We start from the raw sequence: 21210 nt of genomic DNA, 5'->3' as shown, positions 1-21210 counted from the left end.
GCCACGCTGGGGCTTCAATGCGCTATTTGCTGATGTTGCTGTTGTGTTTGCCCCTCCTGGCAGGCGCCGTCGAGTTCGATGAGTTTACTCAAAGCCTCCCCTTGGGCCGAACCCTGCAGGTCTATGAGGACGCGGGTGGTCAGGCGACCATCGCGGATATCCGCGCGCAAGCGGCGGCCGGCAACTTCAAGGCGCACAACAAAGACACACTCAACGCTGGTTACTCGCGCTCGGTGTTCTGGCTGAAAATCGACCTGCATTACCGACCGACCGACCCGGCGGCGCAACGGACCTGGTTGCTGGAACTGGCCTATCCACCCCTCGATCATCTCGATCTCTATTTGCCCGATGCGGCCGGCAACTATCAGTTGGTCAGGCAGACCGGCGATGCCTTGCCCTTCGCCAGCCGCGAGATTCGTCAGAACAACTATCTGTTCGACCTGACGTTCAAAGCCGACCAGGCCGAAACCCTGTTCCTGCGCTTGCAAAGCGAAGGCTCGATCCAGGCACCGGTTACCTTGTGGTCGAGCACCGCCTACCTCGAAGAGCAGCCCGTGCGCCTCTACGTACTGGGGCTGATCTATGGCGTGTTGCTGGGGATGCTGGTCTACAACCTGTTCATCTACCTCAGCGTGCGCGATACCAGCTACCTCTACTACATCTTCTATATCGCCTCGTTCGGCTTGTACCAGCTGTCGGTCAACGGCGCGGCAGTGCAGTATTTCTGGCCGGACAACCCTTGGTGGGCCAACGCCGCGACGCCGTTTTTCATCGGCTGCGCGGGGTTGTTCGGCAGTCAGTTCGCCCGCAGTTTCCTGCAAATGGCTACCCACAGTCGTTGGCTCGACCGCTTGTTGCTGGCGTTGGTTGCCTTCGGTGCGCTGGTGGTCGGCCTGTCTTTGATGACCAGCTACGCCCTGGCGTTGCGTCTGGCCACGGCCCTGGCGCTGACGTTCACGGTGGTGATTTTTGCCGCCGGGATCTTTGCCTGGCTGCGGGGGCTGCGCGTCGCGCGGTATTTCATCATTGCCTGGTCGGCGTTTTTGCTCGGCGGTATCGTCAATACGTTGATGGTGCTGGGATACCTGCCAAACGTGTTCCTGACCATGTATTCCAGTCAGATCGGCTCGGCCATCGAAGTGGCGTTGTTGTCCCTGGCACTGGCCGACCGCATTAACGACATGCGCGAGCAGCAGGCGCAGACACTATTCGACGCCGGCCAGAAGCTTGAAATCCTCAACCAGCAACTGGCGCGCAGTAACAAGCTCAAGGACGAATTTCTGGCCACCCTGACCCACGAACTGCGCACGCCCATGAACGGTGTGATCGGTTCGCTGGAATTGATGCAGACGGTCGAAATGGACCCGGAGCTTGAGCAGTATCAGCAGACGGCTTCGGGGTCGGCGCGGGACATGATGCGCATGGTCAACGGTATCCTGACCCTCACCGAACTGCAGGCCGGCAAACTCCAGACCTCGGCCGACACTTTCAGCTTGCGCCGCATGGTCGAGGCACTGCGCACGCAGTTCGAGGGCAACGCTTCGAGCAAGTCGCTGGACTTCAAGGTCGACGTCGCATCCGGCGTGCCGGATCGCTTGCACGGCGACAACACCAAGATCGCGCAATGCCTGGAGTGTCTGCTGGACAACGCCATCAAGTTCACCCGGGTCGGCGGCCTGGCCTTGCGGGTGACCGGCAAGGCCGTTGAACCCGACCGGCTGGCGTTGACCTTCGCGGTGATCGATACGGGCATTGGCTTCACCGATCTGGGAGAGGCCACGATGTATCAACGGTTCTTCCAGCTCGACGGCTCGATGACCCGTGAATACGGTGGCCTGGGTGTTGGCCTGGCGATTTGCCGGCAGTTGGTCGAATTGCTCGGTGGGCGCCTGACGCATCGATCCGAGCCAGGACGCGGCAGCCGGTTTCAGCTGGATGTGGAAGTCGGGCTGTCGGTGGCCGAACGCCCCCTGGCACCCTTGATGCCCCGGGATTTTCCGCGTCTGCGCCTGCCGCAGGATTGTGCGGTGCTGTTGGTGGATGACAACAGCATCAGCCAGTTGGTGATGCGCGGCATGTTGCTCAAGCTGGGTTTTCGCGTGCGTACGGCCGACGGAGCCGATGTCGCGCTCGATCTCCTGCAACGCGAAGTGTTTGACGCGGTGCTGGTCGATTGTCAGTTGCCGCGTCAGGACGGTGAGTCGCTGTGCTGCCAGATCCGCGCGTTGCCGGGCTATGCCGAGCTGCCGTTGTTCATGATCGCCCTGGGGGGGGACCGTCAACGCTGCCCGACCGGCGCATTGATCGATTACTTGAGCAAACCGGTAAAATTCGAAGACTTGCAGGCCGCGCTCTACCGTCGGGTGCTCTGCTCGCAACAGGGCGAAAGCGCCGACAGTTAGGCGGATATGACACTTTGTTCGACTGAGGGGCGGTGCTTAACTGAAGTCCCTTGGCCGACCAAAGGAGCCCAGTCATGAACCTGCATCAGTTTGCCGAAACCCACGAAGTCACCAACCAGCCACCGTCACTGGACGGCGCCAACCTCTACCGCATCGACTTGCCGTTACAGGAATGGTCGCGGCGGTTCGGGGCCGGTTGGGCCGAATCGCGGATCGACGCTTACGGCGCACTGGCCGGTGGCCCGCTGATGGAAGCCGGGTTCCTCGCCAATCAGAACAAGCCGGTGTTCAACAGTCATGACCGCTTTGGTCATCGCATCGATCTGGTGGAATTTCATCCGGCCTATCACCAACTGATGCGCACGGCAGTCGAGCACGGCCTGACCTCGTTGCCCTGGGCGCACCCGCAGGACGGCGCTCATGTGGCCCGCGCCAGCATGTCGTATCTGCACAGCCAGGCCGAAGCCGGCAGTGGCTGCCCGTTGACCATGACCTTCGCCAGCGTTCCGGCCATGCGTCTGCAGCCGGACCTGGCGCAAAAGTGGTTGCCGAAAATCCTCGCTACCGAATACGACCCGCGCAACGTCGGCATGGCCCACAAGGCCGGGGTCACCATCGGCATGGCCATGACCGAGAAACAGGGTGGCACCGATGTGCGGGCCAATACCACCAAGGCGTATCCGGTTGGAGCCAGCGGTCCGGGCCAGGCCTATGAGTTGGTGGGGCACAAATGGTTTTGCTCGGCGCCGATGTGCGACGCCTTCCTGACACTGGCGCAGACCGACAAGGGCCTGACCTGTTTCCTGCTGCCGCGCCATCGCCCGGACGACACACGCAATCAGTTCTACATCCAGCGCCTGAAGAACAAGCTCGGCAATTGCTCCAACGCTTCGAGCGAAGTGGAGTTTCGCGGCGCACTGGCGTGGATGATCGGTGAAGAGGGGCGTGGCGTTCCGACGATCATCGAGATGGTCGCCATGACCCGCTTCGATTGCATGGTCGGTTCCAGTTCGCTGATGCGTCAGGCGTTGACCCAGGCCAGCCATCATTGTGCTCATCGTTCGGTCGGCGGCAAATTGCTCAGCGAGCAACCGTTGATGCAGAACGTGCTGGCGGACCTGGCGCTGGAAAGCGAGGCCGCCCTGGCCTTGAGCCTGCGCATGGGCCGGGCGCTGGATCATCTGGACGATTCGCAGGAAGCCAGGTTCGCCCGGTTGGTAACGGCGGTGGGCAAGTACTGGATCTGCAAGCGGGCGCCGGCCATGATCAACGAAGCGGCCGAATGCATGGGCGGTGCGGGTTATGTCGAAGACAGCATTCTGCCGCGGCTTTACCGCGAGGCGCCGGTGAATTCGACCTGGGAAGGTTCCGGCAACGTGCAGTGCCTGGACGTGCTGCGTGCCCTGTCAAAAGAACCGGGCGTGCTCGATGCACTGTTCAGCGAGTTGGGCGATGGCCATGGCGACAAGCGCCTTGCCGCGCACATCCAGCAATTGCAGGCCGCTTTCAAGGACACCAGCGACATTCAGTACCGCGCCCGGCAACTGACCGAAGACATTGCCTTGGGATTGCAGGCCAAGTTGCTGCTGGAAGCCGGGAATTCGGTGGTCAGTGATGCCTTCATCGCCAGTCGCCTGGACGGTGGTGGCCGAGTGTACGGCGCGTTGCCACGCGGCCTGGACGTGGAAGCGATTGTCGCCCGATCGACCCCGCAAGGGTTCTGATTGGTTGGAAGATCGCAGCCTTCGGCAGCTCCTACAAGTGCACGACGAGTCCTTGTAGGAGCTGCCGCAGGCTGCGATCTTTTTTGGCTGTTCCCGTGAAGCGACGATGCAGGCAAGATGAAGGTCTGCAAGTCAGAACACAGGATGCTGATCGTGACCGAAGCTTTTATTGTCGTTCAAACCGCCGAGCAAGCCGTGGATCGGCTCGCACTCTTGCACAATCGTGCTACCACCGCGCTGAGTCAGGCGCTCAAGCGTTACCTCAAGGACCGCGTCGAGCCTGATGCCGAGCAGCGGGCGTTGTTCCGTTATCCCGAGCTGCGTCTGACCTACCACTGCCAGGGCGAAGTCCCGCAGACCACCCGTGCCTATGCCAAGGTCCAGCTGCCGGGCACCTACAGCGTCACCGTCACCCATCCGTCGGCTTTCCGTAAGTACCTGCTGGAACAACTGGTTCCGTTGATGCACGACTTCACCGTGACGGTGGAAGTCGGTGTCAGCCAGCAGAACATCCCGTATCCGTATGTGGTCGAGCAGGGCGATGAACTGGGAGGCTCCGGCGTCACCGCCGCCGTGCTGGCGCGGGTGTTCCCGAGTACCGACCTGTCGGCCGCGACCGACGGCATTGCCGACGGTTTGTACGACTGGGAAAACACCGATCCGCTGCCCCTGGCGCTGTTCGATGCCGCACGGGTGGATTTCTCCCTGCGCCGACTGGTGCATTACACCGGCAGCGACTGGCGCCATGTGCAGCCGTGGATTCTGCTGACCAACTACCACCGCTATGTCGACCAGTTCATCGTCCACGGCCTGGAACAATTGCGCCAGGACCCGCGCTTCGTGCGCATGGTGCTGCCGGGTAACGTGATCATCGAAAAGAGCATGGATCACGGCGAAGCGTCGGCGATTGCCGCTGGCGTGGTCTGGCACCGTTACCAGATGCCGGCCTATCACCTGATCGCCAGTGACGGCCATGGCGTGACCCTGATCAACATCGGTGTCGGCCCTTCCAACGCCAAGAACATCACCGACCACCTCGCCGTTCTGCGCCCGCATTGCTGGCTGATGATCGGCCACTGCGGCGGCCTGCGTCAGTCGCAGACGATTGGCGACTACGTGCTGGCCCACGCCTACATGCGCCGCGACGGCATTCTCGACCGGGTCGTGCCGCCGAACATTCCGATTCCGGCCCTGGCCGAAGTGCAACTCGCGCTTCAGCAAGCGGCGGCCAACATCACCGGTGAGAAGGGCGACGAACTGAAAAAACGCCTGCGCACCGGCACCGTGCTGACCTACGACGACCGCAACTGGGAGCTGCGCTGGGCGCAGGAAAGGCCGCTGATCAACCTGTCCCGCGCCGTGGCGGTGGACATGGAAAGTGGCACCATCGCCGCCCAGGGTTATCGTTTGCGGGTGCCGTACGGCACGTTGCTTTGCGTCTCGGACAAACCGCTGCACAGCGAAATCAAGTTGCCGGGCTCGGCCAACGCCTTCTATGAGCGCGCGGTCAGCCAGCACTTGAAGATCGGTATCGAAGCGGTGGATCTGTTGCGCACCGAGCTCAACTCACTGCACTCGCGCAAACTGCGCAGCTTCGACGAGCCGCCGTTCCGCTAACGGTTGTCATGGTCATTTGACGGTTGGGGCACTAGCATTGGCAGCCCTGACCGTTAGATGTTTCCTTTCTCATGTCTCGTCCTCCTCAACGTCCCGTTTCCCGCCGCCCTGGCACGAAACCCTTGCCTGCAGCCCCGCGCCGTGTCGCCAAGGCTCCGCCGGCCGAGCCGAAGCTGATCCTGTTCAACAAACCTTTCGATGTGCTGACGCAATTCAGTGACGGCGAAGGGCGCGCGACGCTCAAGGACTACATCGATGTACCGGGGATCTATCCGGCCGGACGGCTGGATCGCGACAGCGAAGGCTTGTTGCTGCTGACCAACGACGGCCAGCTTCAGGCGCGAATCGCGGACCCGAAGCACAAACTGGCCAAGACCTATTGGGTACAGGTCGAAGGCGAGCCGAGCGCCGAGCAATTGCAGCGCCTGCGTGACGGCGTCGAATTGAATGACGGCATGACCTTGCCCGCCGAGGCGCGGCAGCTGGACGAGCCCGAGCTATGGCCGCGCAATCCGCCGGTGCGCTTTCGCAAAAGCGTGCCGACCAGTTGGCTGGAGTTGGTGATTCGCGAAGGGCGCAACCGGCAGGTGCGGCGCATGACCGCTGCGGTCGGTTTGCCAACCTTGCGCCTGGTGCGGGTCAGAATCGGTGACTGGACGATCGAAGGGCTCGATCAGGGCCAGTGGAAAGAAGTACCGGCGCGCTTATAAGGCGCCGGATTCGATCAGGCCGATCACCACGCTCTTGATGATGAACGCGGCCACGCCCAGGCCCAGGACGAAGAACAGGATGAACGAGCCAAAGCGCCCGGCCTTGGACTTCTTCGCCAGATCCCAGACGATGAAACCCATGAAAATGATCAGGATCGTGACCAGACCGGTCATCATCCACTCTTCAAAGACTGCAGGATCCATCGAACATCTCCAGCGCGGGCGAGGCTAAAAGGGCGCGAAGATTATACGCCTCGCTGGCTGCGTGCAGTATTGACCTGCGTCGGTGTGTCGCAGTCATTCGTCGCCCGACCCGCCCTTGTAGGAGCTGCCGAAGGCTGCGATCTTTTGATCTTAAAAAATCAAGATCAAAAGATCGCAGCCTTCGGCAGCTCCTACAGAGTGGGGCGTTTTAACTGCGCAGATGAGTCAACGGCAGTTCGGTGCTGTTGAGCACCTGGTTCAACACAAAACTCGAACGCACGCTGGTCACGCCTTCAATCCGGGTCAGATGCCCGAGCAGCAGTTTCTGGTAGTGATCCATGTCCGGCACCACGACCTTGAGTTGATAGTCGGCATCCATCCCGGTCACCAGGCTGCATTCGAGCACTTGGGGCAAGGTGCGAATGGCCGCTTCGAAGTTCTCGAAACGTTCCGGCGTATGACGGTCCATACCGATCAGCACGTAGGCCGTCAGGCTCAGGCCGAGCATTTTGCGGTCGAGCAGGGCGACCTGACGGGAAATGTAGCCGTCGTCTTCCAGTTGCTTGACCCGCCGCGAACACGGCGAAGGCGACAGACCGATGCGCTCGGCCAACTCCTGGTTGGAGATGCGGGCGTCGCGCTGCAATTCCGCCAAAATACTCAGGTCGTAACGATCGAGCTTGCTCATCAATCAGTCCTTTGTCGTAACTATTGCGGCAGATTATGTATCCGGGGTTAAAAATTGCGCAAGTGATGTTTAATTGAGCAATCTTCGCAATCCTCTGTCGGCGCTCACGGCCTATTCTTATCACCAGAATCACTGCTCGGACAAACAGTCCAGTGCGGCTCGCCCAATCAGGCCCGCCGCGGTCGCCACCCCCACCGGGGATGTGCCGGCCCCCGAGCTACACACTGTCCAGAAGACGGCGTGAGGTGAGCCGGCGCCACAAGCGTTGAGCCAGGACGAAGTTCTCCAAGGGGAGGCCGACGGGTCTCCCCTTTTTCTTGCGTGGAATTTGACCCTCCTGGCCTCAATAAATAAGTTGCGTGACTAATAACCTGTCGCAGAACCGGCCACTGCTTTCCCAGTCTTACGTACAGGCCCTAACCCGCAATGAGGATAAGCATGAAATCGCGCATCTGGCGTTTGGCCGGTGTTGGTTTGCTGTGTGTCAGTGTCACTGCGCAATCGCTGGCCGATGAGCAGCAAAACCGTGGCCATGATGGCGGGCAGCACGGTCAGGATGGGCATCAGGGTGGTCACCAGGGGGGTGGTCAGGGCCATGGTGGCAACAACCAGCCACGCCCGCAGAACGGCCCGCCACAGAACCCGCCGCGTGCGCAGAACAACGACAGCCGCCAGTACGAGCACAACGGCCAGAATCAACATCAGAACAATAGCCAGAGGCAGCCCCCTCCAGCGCCTGATTTCAACAGCCCGGTTCGCTCACCGCCGCCACCACCGCAGGCACCGGCCACTGACATGCCGATTCAGCCGCGCCCCGACACCGTGCGCCAGACCCAGCCGCCGCGGCGCGGTGACTATCAGGATCAACCGCATCGCAACGATTACAATCAGCGCTGGAAGGGCTATATCGGTGCGCCGACCAATGACAATCACTGGGACGGACGCCCGAGCGGACACGGTAACGGCTGGGGGCCAGGTCCCAGGTATCGCCCTGGCCAGGTGATCGACCGCTTCCCCGAACGTAACTTCCGCGTGCCTTACCGTGGCATGGATTACTACTATTCCGGTGGCTACTGGTATCGCCCGCTGGGTCCGCGTTATGAGGTGGTAGAGCCACCACGCGGGATTCGCGTCAGCTACCTTCCAGATTATGCCGAGCAGGTGTGGATCGGTGGGGCCCTGCTGTTCCTCGCGGCCGGTTCGTATTACGCCTATGAGGAGAGCACCCGGGATTATGTCGTGGTCGAGCCGCCGGTTGGCCAGCCGCAGTCGCCGCCACCGGCCGCCAGCAATGGATATGACGTGGAAGCGTACCCGGCCAACGGCCAGTCGCCGGAGCAGGTCAGTCGCGATGGTTACGAGTGTTATCAATACGCGGTGCAGCAGAGTGGTTTCGATCCACGCACTGCCACCTACCAGCCAGCCCCGTCGGTGGTGCAAGCCTACCGACAGGCCCAGGGCAGTTGCCTGAGCAGTCGTGGTTATCAGGTGAACTACTGAGCCCGAGCGGTTTTCACCACTTCCTGCGGGTCTGCGTGCACCAGCACTTCAGCTCGCGGGTAGGCGGTGTGAATGGCGGCGGCCGCCTGATCGCTGATGCCGTGGGCGACTGACAGCGTCAGTTCCCCCGGCAGCTCCAGATGCAACTGTACAAACCACTGGTTGCCGGAGATTCGCGTGCGCAGGTCATGGGCACCCAGAACGCCGGGCACGCTGCACGCCAATTCCAGCATGTGCTGGCTGACCTCCGGCGGCAGTTCTTCATCCATCAATACCGCAAAGCTCTCCCGGGCGATCTGCACTGCGCTCCACAGAATGTAGGCGGCGATTCCCAGACCGAACCAGGGGTCGACCTGATGCAGGCCAAACCCGGCCAACACCAGCGCGATCAGAATGCTGCCGTTGAGCAGCAGGTCCGAGCGGTAGTGCAGGGAGTCGGCGCGCACCGCGTTGGAGCCGGTGGCCTTGACCACCCGATGTTGAAACATCAACAACGCCAGGGTCAGTACGAGGGACAACACAATCACGCCGATACTGATCCACGGCGCGCCGACCGGTTCGGGGTGTTTGAGCCGATCATAGGCCTGCAACGCAATCAGTACCGCACTGCCGCCGATGAACAACGCCTGGGCCATGCCCGCCAATGATTCGGCCTTGCCGTGCCCGTAGCGATGATCATTGTCGGCTGGGCGCAGGGCGTAATGCACCGCCAGCAGGTTGAGCAATGACGTGACACCGTCGAGTGTCGAGTCGGTGAGCCCGGCGAGCATGCTCACCGAGCCGCTCAGCCACCAGGCGATGGCTTTGGCGACAATCAATGTGCACGCCACCGCCACCGAGGCACGGGTCGCCAGCCGCAGCAGGCGGGCGTGTTCGGAGCTGGAGGTCATAGTGGCCATCGTTCCTTGAAGAGTCCTTTCGCGTGTAGGGATTACGCGGCCGGTTGCAGGCCGAACATCGCCAGTTGCTGGGCGCTGCCTTTGCTCTGGATCAGGCGTGGATCGTCCAGCGGGAAGCTGCGGCCCAGCTCGTTTTCCAGAATAGTCTGCAACTTGCGGTTATCGACCTGGCCGTCGGGGCCGATGGCGTCCTTGAGTTTTTGCGGATCGACCTGGGCGGTCTTGCCCGGTTCGAAATAAATCGCGCCGGTGGCGAAGTCCACGGCAAACGCGATCAGGCCGGGGATGATGTAGAACAGCAGGCCCACGGCATCGAGCGCGGCGATGGCCGGGTCGATCTTGCCTTCGATCTGGCCACGGCGGTCGGGGTAGAAAATCGACCCGCAGGCGGTCACTTGAGTCAGCAAGGTTGCGACCAGAACGCCGCCAATCAGGCGAAAGGGAGCACGCATATGAAATCTCCTGGGTAATCTCGAAACGAAACGTCGTCGGTATGAATTAAGACCCTGACGAACGCCTTGCAGTTCGCCGTTATACTCGGCCCTCTGTTTGGGAGCCAGCATGATTTCTTTGCCAATCGATGAAGTTTTACCCGCCCTGCGTGAAGCCCTCGCTGCACGCCACGAAGCCGTGCTCGAAGCACCGCCCGGCGCCGGTAAAACCACCCGCGTACCTTTGGCCCTGCTCAACGAGCCGTGGCTCGCCGGGCAGACCATCCTTATGCTCGAACCCCGCCGCTTGGCCGCACGCGCAGCGGCGGAGCGGCTGGCCAGTGAGCTGGGGGAAAAGGTCGGTGAAACCGTGGGCTATCGCATTCGCCTCGACAGCAAGGTCGGCCCCAATACCCGAATCGAAGTGGTCACCGAAGGCATCCTCACCCGGCGCCTGCAGGATGACCCGGCGCTCGAAGGTGTTGGCCTGCTGATCTTCGACGAATTCCACGAGCGTAGCCTCGATGCTGACCTGGCCTTGGCCCTGAGCCTCAATGGTCGCGAACTGTTCCGTGACGACCAGCCGCTGAAAATCCTCTTGATGTCCGCCACGCTTGAAGGCGAACGTTTGGCTGGGTTACTCGACGACGCACCGATCCTGCGCAGCGAAGGGCGCATGTACCCGGTGACGATGCGCTGGGGTCGGCCGTTCCAGGCCGGTGAATTCATCGAGCCGCGCCTGGTGCAGACCATCCTTGAAGCCTTGAACGACGAGACCGGCAGCGTGCTGGTGTTTCTGCCGGGGCAAGCGGAAATCCGCCGCGTGCATCAGCAATTGGCCGATGCCTTGGGTGACAACCCACAGGTTCTGTTGTGTCCGTTGCACGGTGAACTGGACCTGACAGCACAACGGGCGGCGATCGATCCGGCGCCGCCGGGCAAGCGCAAAGTGGTGCTGGCCACCAACATCGCCGAAACCAGTTTGACCATCGACGGCGTGCGCGTGGTGATCGATGCCGGGCTGGCGCGGGTGCCGCGTTTCGACCCGGGCAGCGGCATGACCCGTCTCGACACCCAGCGCATTTCCAAGGCCAGTGCGACCCAGCGTGCGGGCCGGGCCGGGCGTCTGGAACCCGGTGTTTGTTATCGCCTGTGGTCCCAGGACCAGCACGAGCAACTGGCGGCTTATGGCAGCGCGGAAATCCTCTCGGCGGACCTTGCCGGGCTGGCCCTGCAATTGGCGCGCTGGGGAGTTACGCCCGGGCAACTGGTGTGGCTTGACGTGCCACCGGCCGCCGCTTATGCACAGGCTCAGGATTTGCTCGAACGCCTGGGTGCACTGGACGGTGAAGCACTGACCCGTCACGGCCAGGCCATGGCCGAACTGCCGGTCCATCCGCGTATCGCGCATTTGCTGTTGCGCGGCCAGGCGCTGGGGCTGGCGGAAATGGCTTGCGACGTCGCCGCACTGCTCGGTGAACGCGATATCCTGCGCGGCGCCGGGGCGGACTTGCACAGCCGACTGGTATTGCTGTCTGGCGAAGAACGCGCCGCACGTGGCGCACAGGGTGGCGTGCAACGCGCACGGCAACTGGCGCGGCAATACCGTGGTTACTTGCGCGGCAAAGCCTCGGAGCCGGTCAGCGATCCTGATCATCCGCGCTGGCTCGGTGCGTTGCTGGCGCTGGCCTATCCCGACCGCGTCGCCCAGCAACGGCGCGCCGGTGGCGCGGAGTATCGCTTGGCTAACGGACGTGCCGCGCTGTTCGCCGAGGCCGATAGCCTGATGAAGCAGCCGTGGCTGGTGATCGCGGATCTGGGCAGTCGTCAGGGGCAACGCGAAGAGCGGATTTATCTGGCGACGGATTTCGATCCGGCGCTGTTCGACTCAGTGCTGGCCGAACAGGTGCGTTGCGTCGATCAACTGGATTGGGATGAGCGCGAAGGCGTGCTGCGGGCCGAGCGTCAGCGCAAGGTTGGCGAATTGATCCTCAGCCGTGAACCGCTCACCGGCCTCGACGAAAGCGCCCGCAGCCAGGCGCTGGTGAATCTGGTACGGCGCAAAGGCCTGGAGCTGTTGCCATGGACGCCGGAGCTGCGTCAGTGGCAGGCACGAGTGGCGTTGTTGCGGCAACTGGACCTCGCCGGCAAAGGCGAGAGCGAATGGCCGGATGTCAGCGATGCGGCGTTGCTCAAAGGCCTGGAACACTGGCTGATGCCGTATCTGGGCAAAGTGTCGCGTCTCAGTCACTTCGCCAATCTGGACCTGTCGAGCATCGTCCACAACCTGCTGCCGTGGCCGCTGCCGCAGCGGCTGGACGAGTTGGCGCCGCATCATTTGAGCGTGCCGTCGGGCTCGTCGATTCGCCTGGACTACAGCGAACAGCCGCCGATTCTGGCGGTGCGACTGCAGGAGTTGTTCGGCCTGGCCGAAACCCCGCGCATCGCCGGAGGGCGGCAAGTGGTCAAGCTGCACCTGCTGTCCCCGGCGCGGCGGCCGGTGCAGGTGACGCAGGACCTGGCGAACTTCTGGCGCAGCACCTACGCCGAAGTGAAGAAGGATTTGAAGGGGCGTTATCCGAAGCATTACTGGCCGGATGATCCGCTGGTGGCCGAAGCGACTGCGCGGATCAAACCGAGGCGGTAATCGCATCGCGATTACGTAGGAGCTGCCGCAGGCTGCGATCTCTTGATCTTGATTTTGATTTTTTCAAGAGCAAAAAATCGCAGCCTGCGGCAGCTCCTACAGAGGGCGGTGTGATTGTTCGGATTTCGCAGTGAGTTGTTCGCGGCAATAGTCGGCGAACAGTTGCGCCGGTTTGGTCAGTTGCCCGCGCTTGAGCCAGGCCGCCACCAGCCCGGAGCCGGTGACGTCTTCGGCGATGTCCACGCACACCACTTTCTGCCCGTCGTAGGTGCACTCCGAATGTGGTTTGGTCACCAGGATCGAGAAACCAAAGCCTTGTCCGACCATGCCGCGCACCATCTCGATCGATGGCGAGCTGAAGGCAATGCGTGGGGTCAGGTCCAGCTCTTCGAACAGGCTGACGAAATAGGTCCGGCTCGGCTGCACGTCCAAAAGAATCATCGGCTCCAGGCACAGGTCCCGCAGTGAGACTTGTGCCTGCTGGGCAAAACGGTGATCGGCCGGCAGCAGCGCGTAAGGCCGTTGCGCCGGCATCAAGGGTTCGGTTGCGATGGTGCCGTCGAGATCATGCTCATAGAGGATTGCCAGATCGAAGGCGCCGGAGGTCAGGCCCTGTACCAGTTCTTGCTGCTCGCCGTCGCGGATGCGGATTTCCACCCCCGGGTACAACGCCGAGAACCCGGCGATCAATTGCGGCAGGTACAGCGGTGCGACGGTTTCGAAGCAGCCGATATCGATCTGCCCGGACACCACATCGTTGTCGGCCAGGGCGTTCTGTTCGAACTCCTTGGCCATGCGCAGCAGTTCCTGGGCCTTGCGGTAGAAGCGTGCACCGCTGGGCGTCAATGACACCCCCTGGGCGTGATGGCGAATCAGCAGTTGCACACCGAAGCTGTCTTCCAGCCCTTTGATGGCCGTGGAGATCGACGGCTGGGCGATGTACAGCTTGCGCGAGGCCTCGGCGACGCTGCCGCACTCGACGGTGGTGATGAAGTATTTCAGTTGACGCAGATTGTAGGCAGCCACAGCAAACCTCGGGGGAGAACGAATCAGGCATCCAGGCAATTTGCGCGCCACCCCTATCCGCTCGGGTAGCGATTTGTTGTGGTTGAACAATAACCACATGCTGCGCCAGAAGGGAGATTGGCTACGTAGTTTTTTCTTGGCCTGCGAACACATTTTTACTGGTTTTCCACCGCTCGGGCCTGAGCGACTATCCAATACACAAGAATGTCCTCTGGAGCATCCGAACGTGTTCGAGCTTGAGTATTGGCAACGCAAAGCCGCTTCCCTGCGGTTTCCCGATCAGGCCGTGATCGATGGCCAGCGCCGAGCGGCGCAATCGGGGCAGACTTTCGCCGCGATCAACCCCGCCACCGGGCAATGCCTGGCCAATGTCGCGGCCTGTGGCGAGGACGATGTGAACGCGGCGGTACGCAATGCGCGGCAAGTGTTTGAAGCCGGCACCTGGTCGGCACGTTCGCCGACCGAACGTAAACAAGTGCTGCTGCGTCTGGCCGACCTGATCATCGAAAACCGTGAAGAACTGGCGCTGCTCGATTCGCTGAACATGGGCAAGCCCGTCACGGATGCCTACAACATTGATGTGCCGGGTGCCGCCGGGGTGTTCCGCTGGTACGCCGAGAGCCTCGACAAACTCTACGATCAGGTCGCACCGAGTGCGCAGAACGTGCTGGCGACCATCACCCGCGAAGCCCTCGGCGTGGTCGCTGCCGTGGTGCCGTGGAATTTTCCGTTGGACATGGCCGCATGGAAACTCGCCCCGGCCCTGGCCGCGGGTAACTCGGTGATTCTCAAGCCGGCCGAGCAGTCGCCGTTTTCGGCCTTGCGTCTGGCGGAGCTGGCGCTTGAGGCTGGTGTGCCTGCGGGTGTGTTGAACGTACTGCCGGGCCTGGGCGAGCAAACCGGCAAGGCCCTCGGCCTGCACCCGGACGTCGATTGCCTGGTGTTCACCGGCTCCACTGAGGTCGGCAAATATTTCATGCAGTACTCAGCCCAGTCGAACCTGAAACAGGTGTGGCTGGAGTGCGGCGGCAAGAGCGCGAACCTGGTGTTCGCCGATTGTCAGGACCTGGATCTGGCTGCCGAAAAAGCCGCGTTCGGCATCTTTTTCAATCAGGGTGAAGTCTGCTCGGCCAACTCGCGATTGCTGGTACAGCGCTCGATTCATGACGCGTTCGTCGAACGCCTCAAGGCCCAGGCTGAACGCTGGTTGCCGGGCGATCCGCTGGACCCGTCGAGCGCCGCCGGTGCCATTGTCGACAGCCGTCAGACCGCGCACATCATGAAGTTCATCCAACAGGCCGAGCAGCAAGGTGCGACCAAGGTTTGTGGTGGTCGGCAGTCGATCTTCAATGGCTCCGACAACTTCATCCAGCCGACGATCTTTACCGGAGTGACGCCGGACATGCCGCTGTTTCGTGACGAAGTATTCGGCCCGGTTCTGGCCGTCATCGCGTTCGACGACGAGGCCCATGCGTTGCAACTGGCCAACGACAGCGTCTACGGCCTGGCGGCTTCGCTGTGGACCGACGACCTCAACCGCGCCCACCGCGTGGCGCGACAATTGCGAGCGGGCACGGTGTCGGTCAACAGCGTCGATGCACTGGACGTGACCGTACCTTTTGGCGGCGGCAAGCAGTCCGGTTTCGGCCGCGACCTGTCCCTGCATTCATTCGATAAATACACCCAGTTGAAGACCACCTGGTTTCAATTGCGCTGATAACAAAACGGAGAACAGGCGATGACCACACCACGTGAAACCCGCGACTACCAGGCCGCTGACGCTGCGCACCACATCCATGCGTTCGTCGATCAGAAAGCCCTCAATGACGAGGGACCACGGGTGATGGTCCGTGGCGAGCGCCTGCACCTGTGGGACAACGATGGCCGCCGTTACCTCGACGGCATGTCCGGGCTGTGGTGCACCAACCTCGGTTACGGGCGCAAGGACCTGGCGGCCGCGGCGAGCCAGCAACTGGAGCAGCTGCCGTACTACAACATGTTTTTCCACACCACCCACCCGCAGGTGATCGAGCTGTCCGAGCTGCTGTTCAGCCTGCTGCCGGGTCACTACAGCCACGCGATCTACACCAACTCCGGCTCCGAGGCCAACGAGGTATTGATCCGCACGGTGCGGCGTTACTGGCAGGTGCTCGGCAAACCCGAGAAGAAGATCATGATCGGCCGCTGGAATGGCTACCACGGTTCGACCCTGGCTGCGACGGCGCTGGGCGGCATGAAGTTCATGCACGAAATGGGCGGCATGATTCCGGACATCGAGCACATCGACGAACCGTACTTCTTCGCTCACGAAGGCAACCTGACGCCAGCCGAATTCGGTCTGCGTGCGGCCCGGCAACTGGAAGCGAAGATTCTCGAACTGGGTGCGGACAAGGTCGCAGGCTTCATCGCCGAACCCTTCCAGGGTGCCGGCGGGATGATCTTTCCGCCGGAAAGTTACTGGCCGGAAATCCAGCGCATCTGCCGCAAGTACGATGTGCTGCTGTGTGCCGATGAAGTGATCGGCGGCTTCGGTCGTACCGGCGAATGGTTCGCCCACGAGTACTTCGGTTTCGAGCCGGACACCCTGTCCATCGCCAAGGGCCTGACCTCGGGTTACATCCCCATGGGCGGCTTGATCCTGTCGAAGAAAATAGCCTCGGTGCTGGTGGAGCAGGGCGGTGTGTTTGCCCACGGCCTGACCTATTCCGGGCACCCGGTGGCGGCGGCGGTGGCGATTGCCAACCTCAAGGCCCTGCGCGATGAAGGCGTCGTGACGCGGGTCAAGGACGACATCGGCCCGTACCTGCAACAGTGTTTGCGCGAAGTGTTCGGCAAGCACCCGTTGGTGGGCGATATCCAGGGTACCGGCATGGTCGCGGCGCTGCAGCTGGCCGAAGACAAAAACAGCCGCAAGCGTTTTGCCAACGAGAACGACATTGCGTGGCGCTGCCGTACGATTGGTTTTGAAGAGGGGGTGATCATTCGCTCCACACTGGGGCGGATGATCATGGCGCCAGCGTTGATTGCCAGTCGTGAGGAGATTGACGAACTGATCGCCAAGACTTTGAAAGCGGTGGATCGAACGGCGCAGGAATACGGCCGGCTCTGACTTTGTAGTGCTCTAGCGGGCCTCTTCGCGGGCAAGCCCGCTCCCACAGGATTTGTGTCGGCCGCACGTTTTGGGCACGACACATAACCTGTGGGAGCGGGCTTGCCCGCGAATGCTATGGCCGATTCAACACATTTTTCATGTCTTGCACTGAGCTTGTGCATCCTCGCCATTGCCGCCTTTTGGCGGTGCGCGCTAACGAGTTTTTTCATCGTTCGCATCCACATATTTCCTCATTTTCCTAATCCCGCCCTTGAGCCAACATCGATCTCGCCAGCCCGCCGAATGCTGCCCGCCGAAGGGTCCCTCAGAGACCACAGGTTGCAGCCGATTCAGGGCTCGCCGTACTGCCCATGACAAAACTAAATCAACAGCTTTGGGAGTGCTCCATGATCAAGTCCTTGCTTACGCGCGTTGTCCATCCACTGGCGGTCACCGCCATCGCCGCGACGGTCGCCACCAGCGCCCAGGCCGGCACCCTGTCCATCGGCCATACCACCTGGGTCGGCTACGGCACCCTGTACCTGGCCCAGGACCTGGGCTACTTCAAGGAAAACGGTTTGACCGTCGAATTGCCGGTGGTCGAAGAAGCGGCGATGTACATGGCCGCACAAGCGTCCGGCGAGTTGTCCGGCTCGGCGTCGACCATCGACGAGGTGCTCAAGTACCGTCCGCAATTCTGCTTCAAGGCCGTGGCCGCGCTGGACGACAGCCATGGTGGCGACGGCGTGCTGGTAGGCAAGGACGTCAAGAGCCTGCAGGAGCTCAAAGGCAAGGCCGTGGCGGTCAACGAAGGGTCGACCTCGCAGTTCTGGTTGTCGTATCTGCTGAAAAAGAACGGCATGAAAATGAGCGACATCACCGTGCAGAACATGACGGCCGACGATGCCGCCACCGCGTTCATCGCCGGTCGCGTACCCGCCGCCGTGACCTGGGAGCCGCACCTGTCGATGGTGCGCGACAAGCAGCAGGGCAAGGTGCTGATCGACAGCAGCAGTACACCGGGGGTGATCGTCGACGTGGTGGCGCTGAACTGCACCGTCATCGAGAAACAGCCGGAGGACGTCAAGGCGCTGGTGGCCGGTTTGTACAAAGCCGTGCAGTACACCAAGGATCATCCGCAGGAAGCCTACAAGATCATGGCCAAGGGTGTCGGCGGGTATCTGGCCGATCCGAAGGAGCTCGAAGCGGCCGCCCAGGGCGTGCGTTTCTACGATCAGGCCATGAGCGAAAAGCTGCTGGGTTCGCCGGGCAATCCGGGTGACAGTGCACCGCTGATCAAACTGGCCAACGAGACCGCCAGCGAGCTGCAAGGCAAGCCCTACAACGTCAGCAATGACGACCTGATCGACAACCGTTTCGTCACCCCGCTCTAGGAGGCTGCATGTTCAAGCGCAATTCGTGGCTGAGCCGCTGCATCACGCCCAAGACCGGTTTGCCGGTCTCGGTGATCTGGAGCGCGAGCGGCCTGGCCTGGGTGCTGTTGGTCGGCCTGTGGGCCGGGTTGTCCTACGGCGGTGTGGTGCCGGGCATGTTCCTGCCGACGCCGGGCGCGGTGGTCGAGGCCGCCGTGCGCCTGGGGCGCGACGGCACTCTCGGCCAGCACGTGTGGGCCAGCGTCGAAGTGGTGATGGTCGGCTTCATCGTGTCGTCCCTGGTGGCGGTGCCGCTGGGGCTGTTGATGGGCAGCTTCCGCATCGTCCAGGCGTTCCTGGAGCCGATGGTCAATTTCATTCGCTACCTGCCGGTGACTTCGTTCGTACCGCTGTTCATCCTGTGGATCGGCATCGGTCTGGAGCAGCGGGTCTCGGTGATCATTTTCGGTGTGTTCTTCCAGCAATTGGTGATGATCGCGGACGTGTCCAAAGGCATCTCCAAGGACCTGATCAACGCCTCCTACACCCTCGGCTCGAACCGTCGTGACGCGGTGCTGCATGTGATCGCCCCGGCTTCGCTGCCAGGCGTGCTCGACACCCTGCGGGTGACCATGGGCTGGGCCTGGACTTACCTGGTGGTGGCCGAACTGGTCGCCGCCTCCAGTGGCCTGGGCTACCTGAGCCTCAAGGCCATGCGCGGCTTCCAGGTGGATGTGATTTTCCTCGCTATCGCGATCATCGGCCTGCTGGGCCTGGTCACCGATCAACTGTTCCGTTTCCTACGTCTGAGGATTACCGCATGGGCTCAGTAACCGCCGCCACTCATCGTTTTGTCGCCCCTCAGGCTGCCCCGGTGAACGCGCCTCGGCTGCAGGTGGACAAGGTCAGCCTGCGTTACAAGAAGCCGGATGGCGGGACCTTTACCGCGTTGGAAGAAGTGTCGTTCGAGGTGCCGGACCAGCAATTTGCCGTACTGGTGGGGCCGTCGGGTTGCGGCAAATCGAGCCTGCTGTACCTCACCGCCGGCCTGGCGGAACCGACGTCGGGGGAGATCTACGTCGGCGGCCAGCAGGTGGAAGGCCCTGGCGCGGATCGCGGCATGGTGTTCCAGAGCTACACGCTGTTCCCATGGCTGACCGTGCGGCAGAACGTCGAGTTCGGCCTCAAGCGGCGCGGCATGCCGGCGGCGCAGCGCAAGGATATTGTCGACTACTACGTCAATGAAGTGGGCCTGAGCGGCTTTGCCGACAACTACGCCAAGCAGTTGTCCGGCGGGATGATGCAGCGCGTCGCCATTGCCCGCGCCTTGGCCAACGACCCGCAGATCCTGCTGATGGACGAACCCTTCGGCGCCCTCGACAGCCAGACGCGTCTGCAAATGCAGCAGTTGTTGCTGCGGGTGTGGGGCAACAGCAAGAAGACCGTGTTGTTCGTGACCCACGACATCGACGAGGCGATTCTGCTCGGCGACCGGGTCTACGTCATGGGGGCCAGGCCGGGGCGGATCAAGCAGATCCTCGATGTGCCGATCGAACGTCCGCGCAACCTGGACATGGTCATGGAGCGCTCCTTCATCGAGATGAAGCGCGAGATCTTCGGGCTGCTGCATGATGATCTGGAGGAGGTGCATTAAGCCTGATTCGAGCCGATGCACCATCCCTGTGGGAGCGAGCTTGCTCGCGATAGCGATTTGTCATTCAACAATGATGTCGACTGACACGACGTCATCGCGAGCAAGCTCGCTCCCACAGGTCTTGTGTTGATTCGGGGTCAGGGCGTAGCGGGCAACAGGAACCGCGCAATCACCGGCAAGTGATCGGAGATACGCAACGTATCGTCCTGCCGCACCATGGCCTCCACCCGTTTGATCCGCGGACTGTAGAACAGGTAGTCGACGGTCCGGTCCGGGCCGTTCAGCCCAGGGTCGTTCGGATAGTGGGTCAGCCAGCGGTCGCGGTCGATCCCGCTGGCTTCGTTGTTGGTCGGGATCATCGGGTACTTGTCCCACAGCAGGTGCAACGGGCTGTCGGCGGAGTAGGGTGCGCGTTGCGCATCGGACAGGCGTCGATACTGACCCAGGGGCAACAGGTTGAAATCCCCACCGATCAACCACGGCGTGCCACGGCCTTCGAGCTTATCGAGGGTCCTGGCCACGGCGTTCACCTGGTTTTGCAAGGTGTTGTCGGCTTGGGTCGCACGCTCCAGATGGGTATTGAGCACCGCCATCTGCCCACCGTCACTCAACGGCAAGTAACTCACCAGCAAGGCGTTTCTGGGTTTGAACTGGCGGCTGAGCAGATTGCCCGAGACAACGGGCAGTTGCAGGCGCTGGGCATGTTCGATCCGGTAACGGCTCAGGGTTGCCAGTTGCCGGCCGACGCTGCCGAAGATATGCGGGTCCGGGATGAAATCGGCCTTCCAGTCGAAAGCGCTGACGTTGCAGGGGTACAAATCGGCGAGCCGTTCCTGCAGCAGTTTGAACTGGTGCTGGTAATCGCTCGCCTTGGCGCCGTCGTCCAGTTCCTGCAACAGCACGATGTCCGGTTGCTCGTCGCGAATCACCCGCGCCACTTCGTCGAGGCTGAAGGCCATGTCTTCCGCTGTGGGGCGTTCGTCGGTACCGGCGGCCAGGTCATTCCAGAACACGTAACGCTTGCCGGCCAGGAACTGGACGTTCCAGGTCATCACTTTCAGTGCCTGCCCGGGAACCAGGGTGGGTGCCTGGGGACTGCAACTGACGGGCAACTCCTCTTTGGCGTCGGGGCGCCAGGTCAGGCTGTAGGTCGTCACGGCGATCAGGCCGATCACGATCAGCAGGCCCAGCAGGGTGTGGCGCAGTAGACGGGTCATGGCTCGGCTTATTGGCGTTGCAAAATT

17 protein-coding genes are annotated in these 21210 nt (G+C 61.9%); 11 read left to right on the top strand and 6 right to left on the bottom strand.

From position 1 onward, the window contains the following. Positions 1–17: 17 nt before the first annotated feature. The 4 genes from C9422_RS19870 (at position 18) to C9422_RS19855 (ending at position 6453) form a co-directional block, all read left to right on the top strand. Positions 18–2402, top strand: a complete 2385-nt coding sequence (locus C9422_RS19870; RefSeq protein ID WP_116581865.1) for a hybrid sensor histidine kinase/response regulator — start codon at positions 18–20, stop codon at positions 2400–2402. A gap of 74 nt (positions 2403–2476) precedes the next feature. Continuing rightward, on the top strand, positions 2477–4126 hold the full coding sequence (locus C9422_RS19865) for an acyl-CoA dehydrogenase family protein (RefSeq protein WP_095965706.1): 1650 nt from the start codon (positions 2477–2479) through the stop codon (positions 4124–4126). A 117-nt stretch (positions 4127–4243) separates the two neighbouring features. Beyond that, complete coding sequence (gene amn / locus C9422_RS19860; protein WP_177323533.1) at positions 4244–5743, top strand: AMP nucleosidase; 1500 nt, start codon at positions 4244–4246, stop codon at positions 5741–5743. A 71-nt stretch (positions 5744–5814) separates the two neighbouring features. Next, positions 5815–6453: a pseudouridine synthase gene (locus C9422_RS19855; protein ID WP_116581864.1), complete on the top strand. Its 639-nt coding sequence runs from the start codon at positions 5815–5817 to the stop codon at positions 6451–6453. On the opposite strand, the gene C9422_RS19850 is transcribed toward C9422_RS19855, so the two are convergent. After that, entirely contained in the window at positions 6448–6657 is a 210-nt protein-coding gene (locus tag C9422_RS19850) for a DUF2788 domain-containing protein (protein ID WP_007975837.1), read from the bottom strand. The genes C9422_RS19855 and C9422_RS19850 overlap by 6 nt on opposite strands. Before the next feature lie 208 nt (positions 6658–6865). Beyond that, a complete protein-coding gene (locus C9422_RS19845) occupies positions 6866–7345 on the bottom strand; it encodes an Lrp/AsnC family transcriptional regulator (RefSeq protein WP_007937367.1) in 480 nt (159 codons plus the stop codon). A gap of 438 nt (positions 7346–7783) precedes the next feature. Here C9422_RS19845 and C9422_RS19840 point away from each other — a divergent pair, with 438 nt between their 5' ends. Beyond that, positions 7784–8845, top strand: a complete 1062-nt coding sequence (locus C9422_RS19840; RefSeq protein WP_116581863.1) for a DUF6515 family protein — start codon at positions 7784–7786, stop codon at positions 8843–8845. On the opposite strand, the gene C9422_RS19835 is transcribed toward C9422_RS19840, so the two are convergent. Together C9422_RS19835 and C9422_RS19830 are read right to left on the bottom strand one after the other, a co-directional pair. Further along, the gene (locus C9422_RS19835; protein ID WP_116581862.1) at positions 8839–9735 is read right to left on the bottom strand and encodes a cation diffusion facilitator family transporter; all 897 of its coding nucleotides are present in this window, start codon (positions 9733–9735) and stop codon (positions 8839–8841) included. The genes C9422_RS19840 and C9422_RS19835 overlap by 7 nt on opposite strands. Before the next feature lie 41 nt (positions 9736–9776). Beyond that, on the bottom strand, positions 9777–10196 hold the full coding sequence (locus C9422_RS19830; protein ID WP_116581861.1) for a polyribonucleotide nucleotidyltransferase: 420 nt from the start codon (positions 10194–10196) through the stop codon (positions 9777–9779). Positions 10197–10305: 109 nt separating this feature from the next. Here C9422_RS19830 and hrpB point away from each other — a divergent pair, with 109 nt between their 5' ends. Continuing rightward, positions 10306–12822, top strand: a complete 2517-nt coding sequence (gene hrpB, locus C9422_RS19825) for an ATP-dependent helicase HrpB (protein WP_116581860.1) — start codon at positions 10306–10308, stop codon at positions 12820–12822. A gap of 96 nt (positions 12823–12918) precedes the next feature. Here hrpB and C9422_RS19820 read toward each other — a convergent pair whose 3' ends face one another. After that, positions 12919–13848, bottom strand: coding sequence for a LysR substrate-binding domain-containing protein (locus C9422_RS19820; protein ID WP_116581859.1), 930 nt, complete (start codon positions 13846–13848; stop codon positions 12919–12921). A 226-nt stretch (positions 13849–14074) separates the two neighbouring features. Between C9422_RS19820 and C9422_RS19815 the strand changes: the two genes are divergently transcribed. The 5 genes from C9422_RS19815 to C9422_RS19795 all read left to right on the top strand — a co-directional run bounded on the left by C9422_RS19815 (position 14075) and on the right by C9422_RS19795 (position 19966). Beyond that, the gene (locus C9422_RS19815; RefSeq protein WP_116581858.1) at positions 14075–15565 is read left to right on the top strand and encodes an aldehyde dehydrogenase; all 1491 of its coding nucleotides are present in this window, start codon (positions 14075–14077) and stop codon (positions 15563–15565) included. A gap of 21 nt (positions 15566–15586) precedes the next feature. Continuing rightward, a complete protein-coding gene (locus C9422_RS19810) occupies positions 15587–16957 on the top strand; it encodes an aspartate aminotransferase family protein (protein ID WP_116581857.1) in 1371 nt (456 codons plus the stop codon). A gap of 389 nt (positions 16958–17346) precedes the next feature. Continuing rightward, the gene (locus C9422_RS19805) at positions 17347–18333 is read left to right on the top strand and encodes an ABC transporter substrate-binding protein (protein ID WP_116581856.1); all 987 of its coding nucleotides are present in this window, start codon (positions 17347–17349) and stop codon (positions 18331–18333) included. A gap of 8 nt (positions 18334–18341) precedes the next feature. Further along, a complete protein-coding gene (locus tag C9422_RS19800; protein WP_007975817.1) occupies positions 18342–19145 on the top strand; it encodes an ABC transporter permease in 804 nt (267 codons plus the stop codon). Continuing rightward, positions 19133–19966: an ABC transporter ATP-binding protein gene (locus tag C9422_RS19795; protein WP_007975815.1), complete on the top strand. Its 834-nt coding sequence runs from the start codon at positions 19133–19135 to the stop codon at positions 19964–19966. Before C9422_RS19800 ends, C9422_RS19795 begins: the two co-directional genes overlap by 13 nt. Positions 19967–20103: 137 nt before the next feature. Here the strand turns inward: C9422_RS19795 and C9422_RS19785 are convergent, their stop codons facing one another. Then, positions 20104–21183 carry an endonuclease/exonuclease/phosphatase family protein gene (locus C9422_RS19785; protein WP_116581855.1) on the bottom strand — a complete coding sequence of 360 codons (1080 nt, stop codon included), beginning with the start codon at positions 21181–21183 and terminating at the stop codon, positions 20104–20106. Positions 21184–21210 lie beyond the last annotated feature (27 nt).

The sequence above is a fragment of the Pseudomonas sp. B1(2018) genome (genome assembly GCF_003097365.1).
GTDB classification, from domain to species: domain Bacteria; phylum Pseudomonadota; class Gammaproteobacteria; order Pseudomonadales; family Pseudomonadaceae; genus Aquipseudomonas; species Aquipseudomonas laurylsulfatiphila.
Note: the sequence above shows the minus strand (reverse complement) of the source record. Positions and strands in the feature narration are given on the sequence as shown.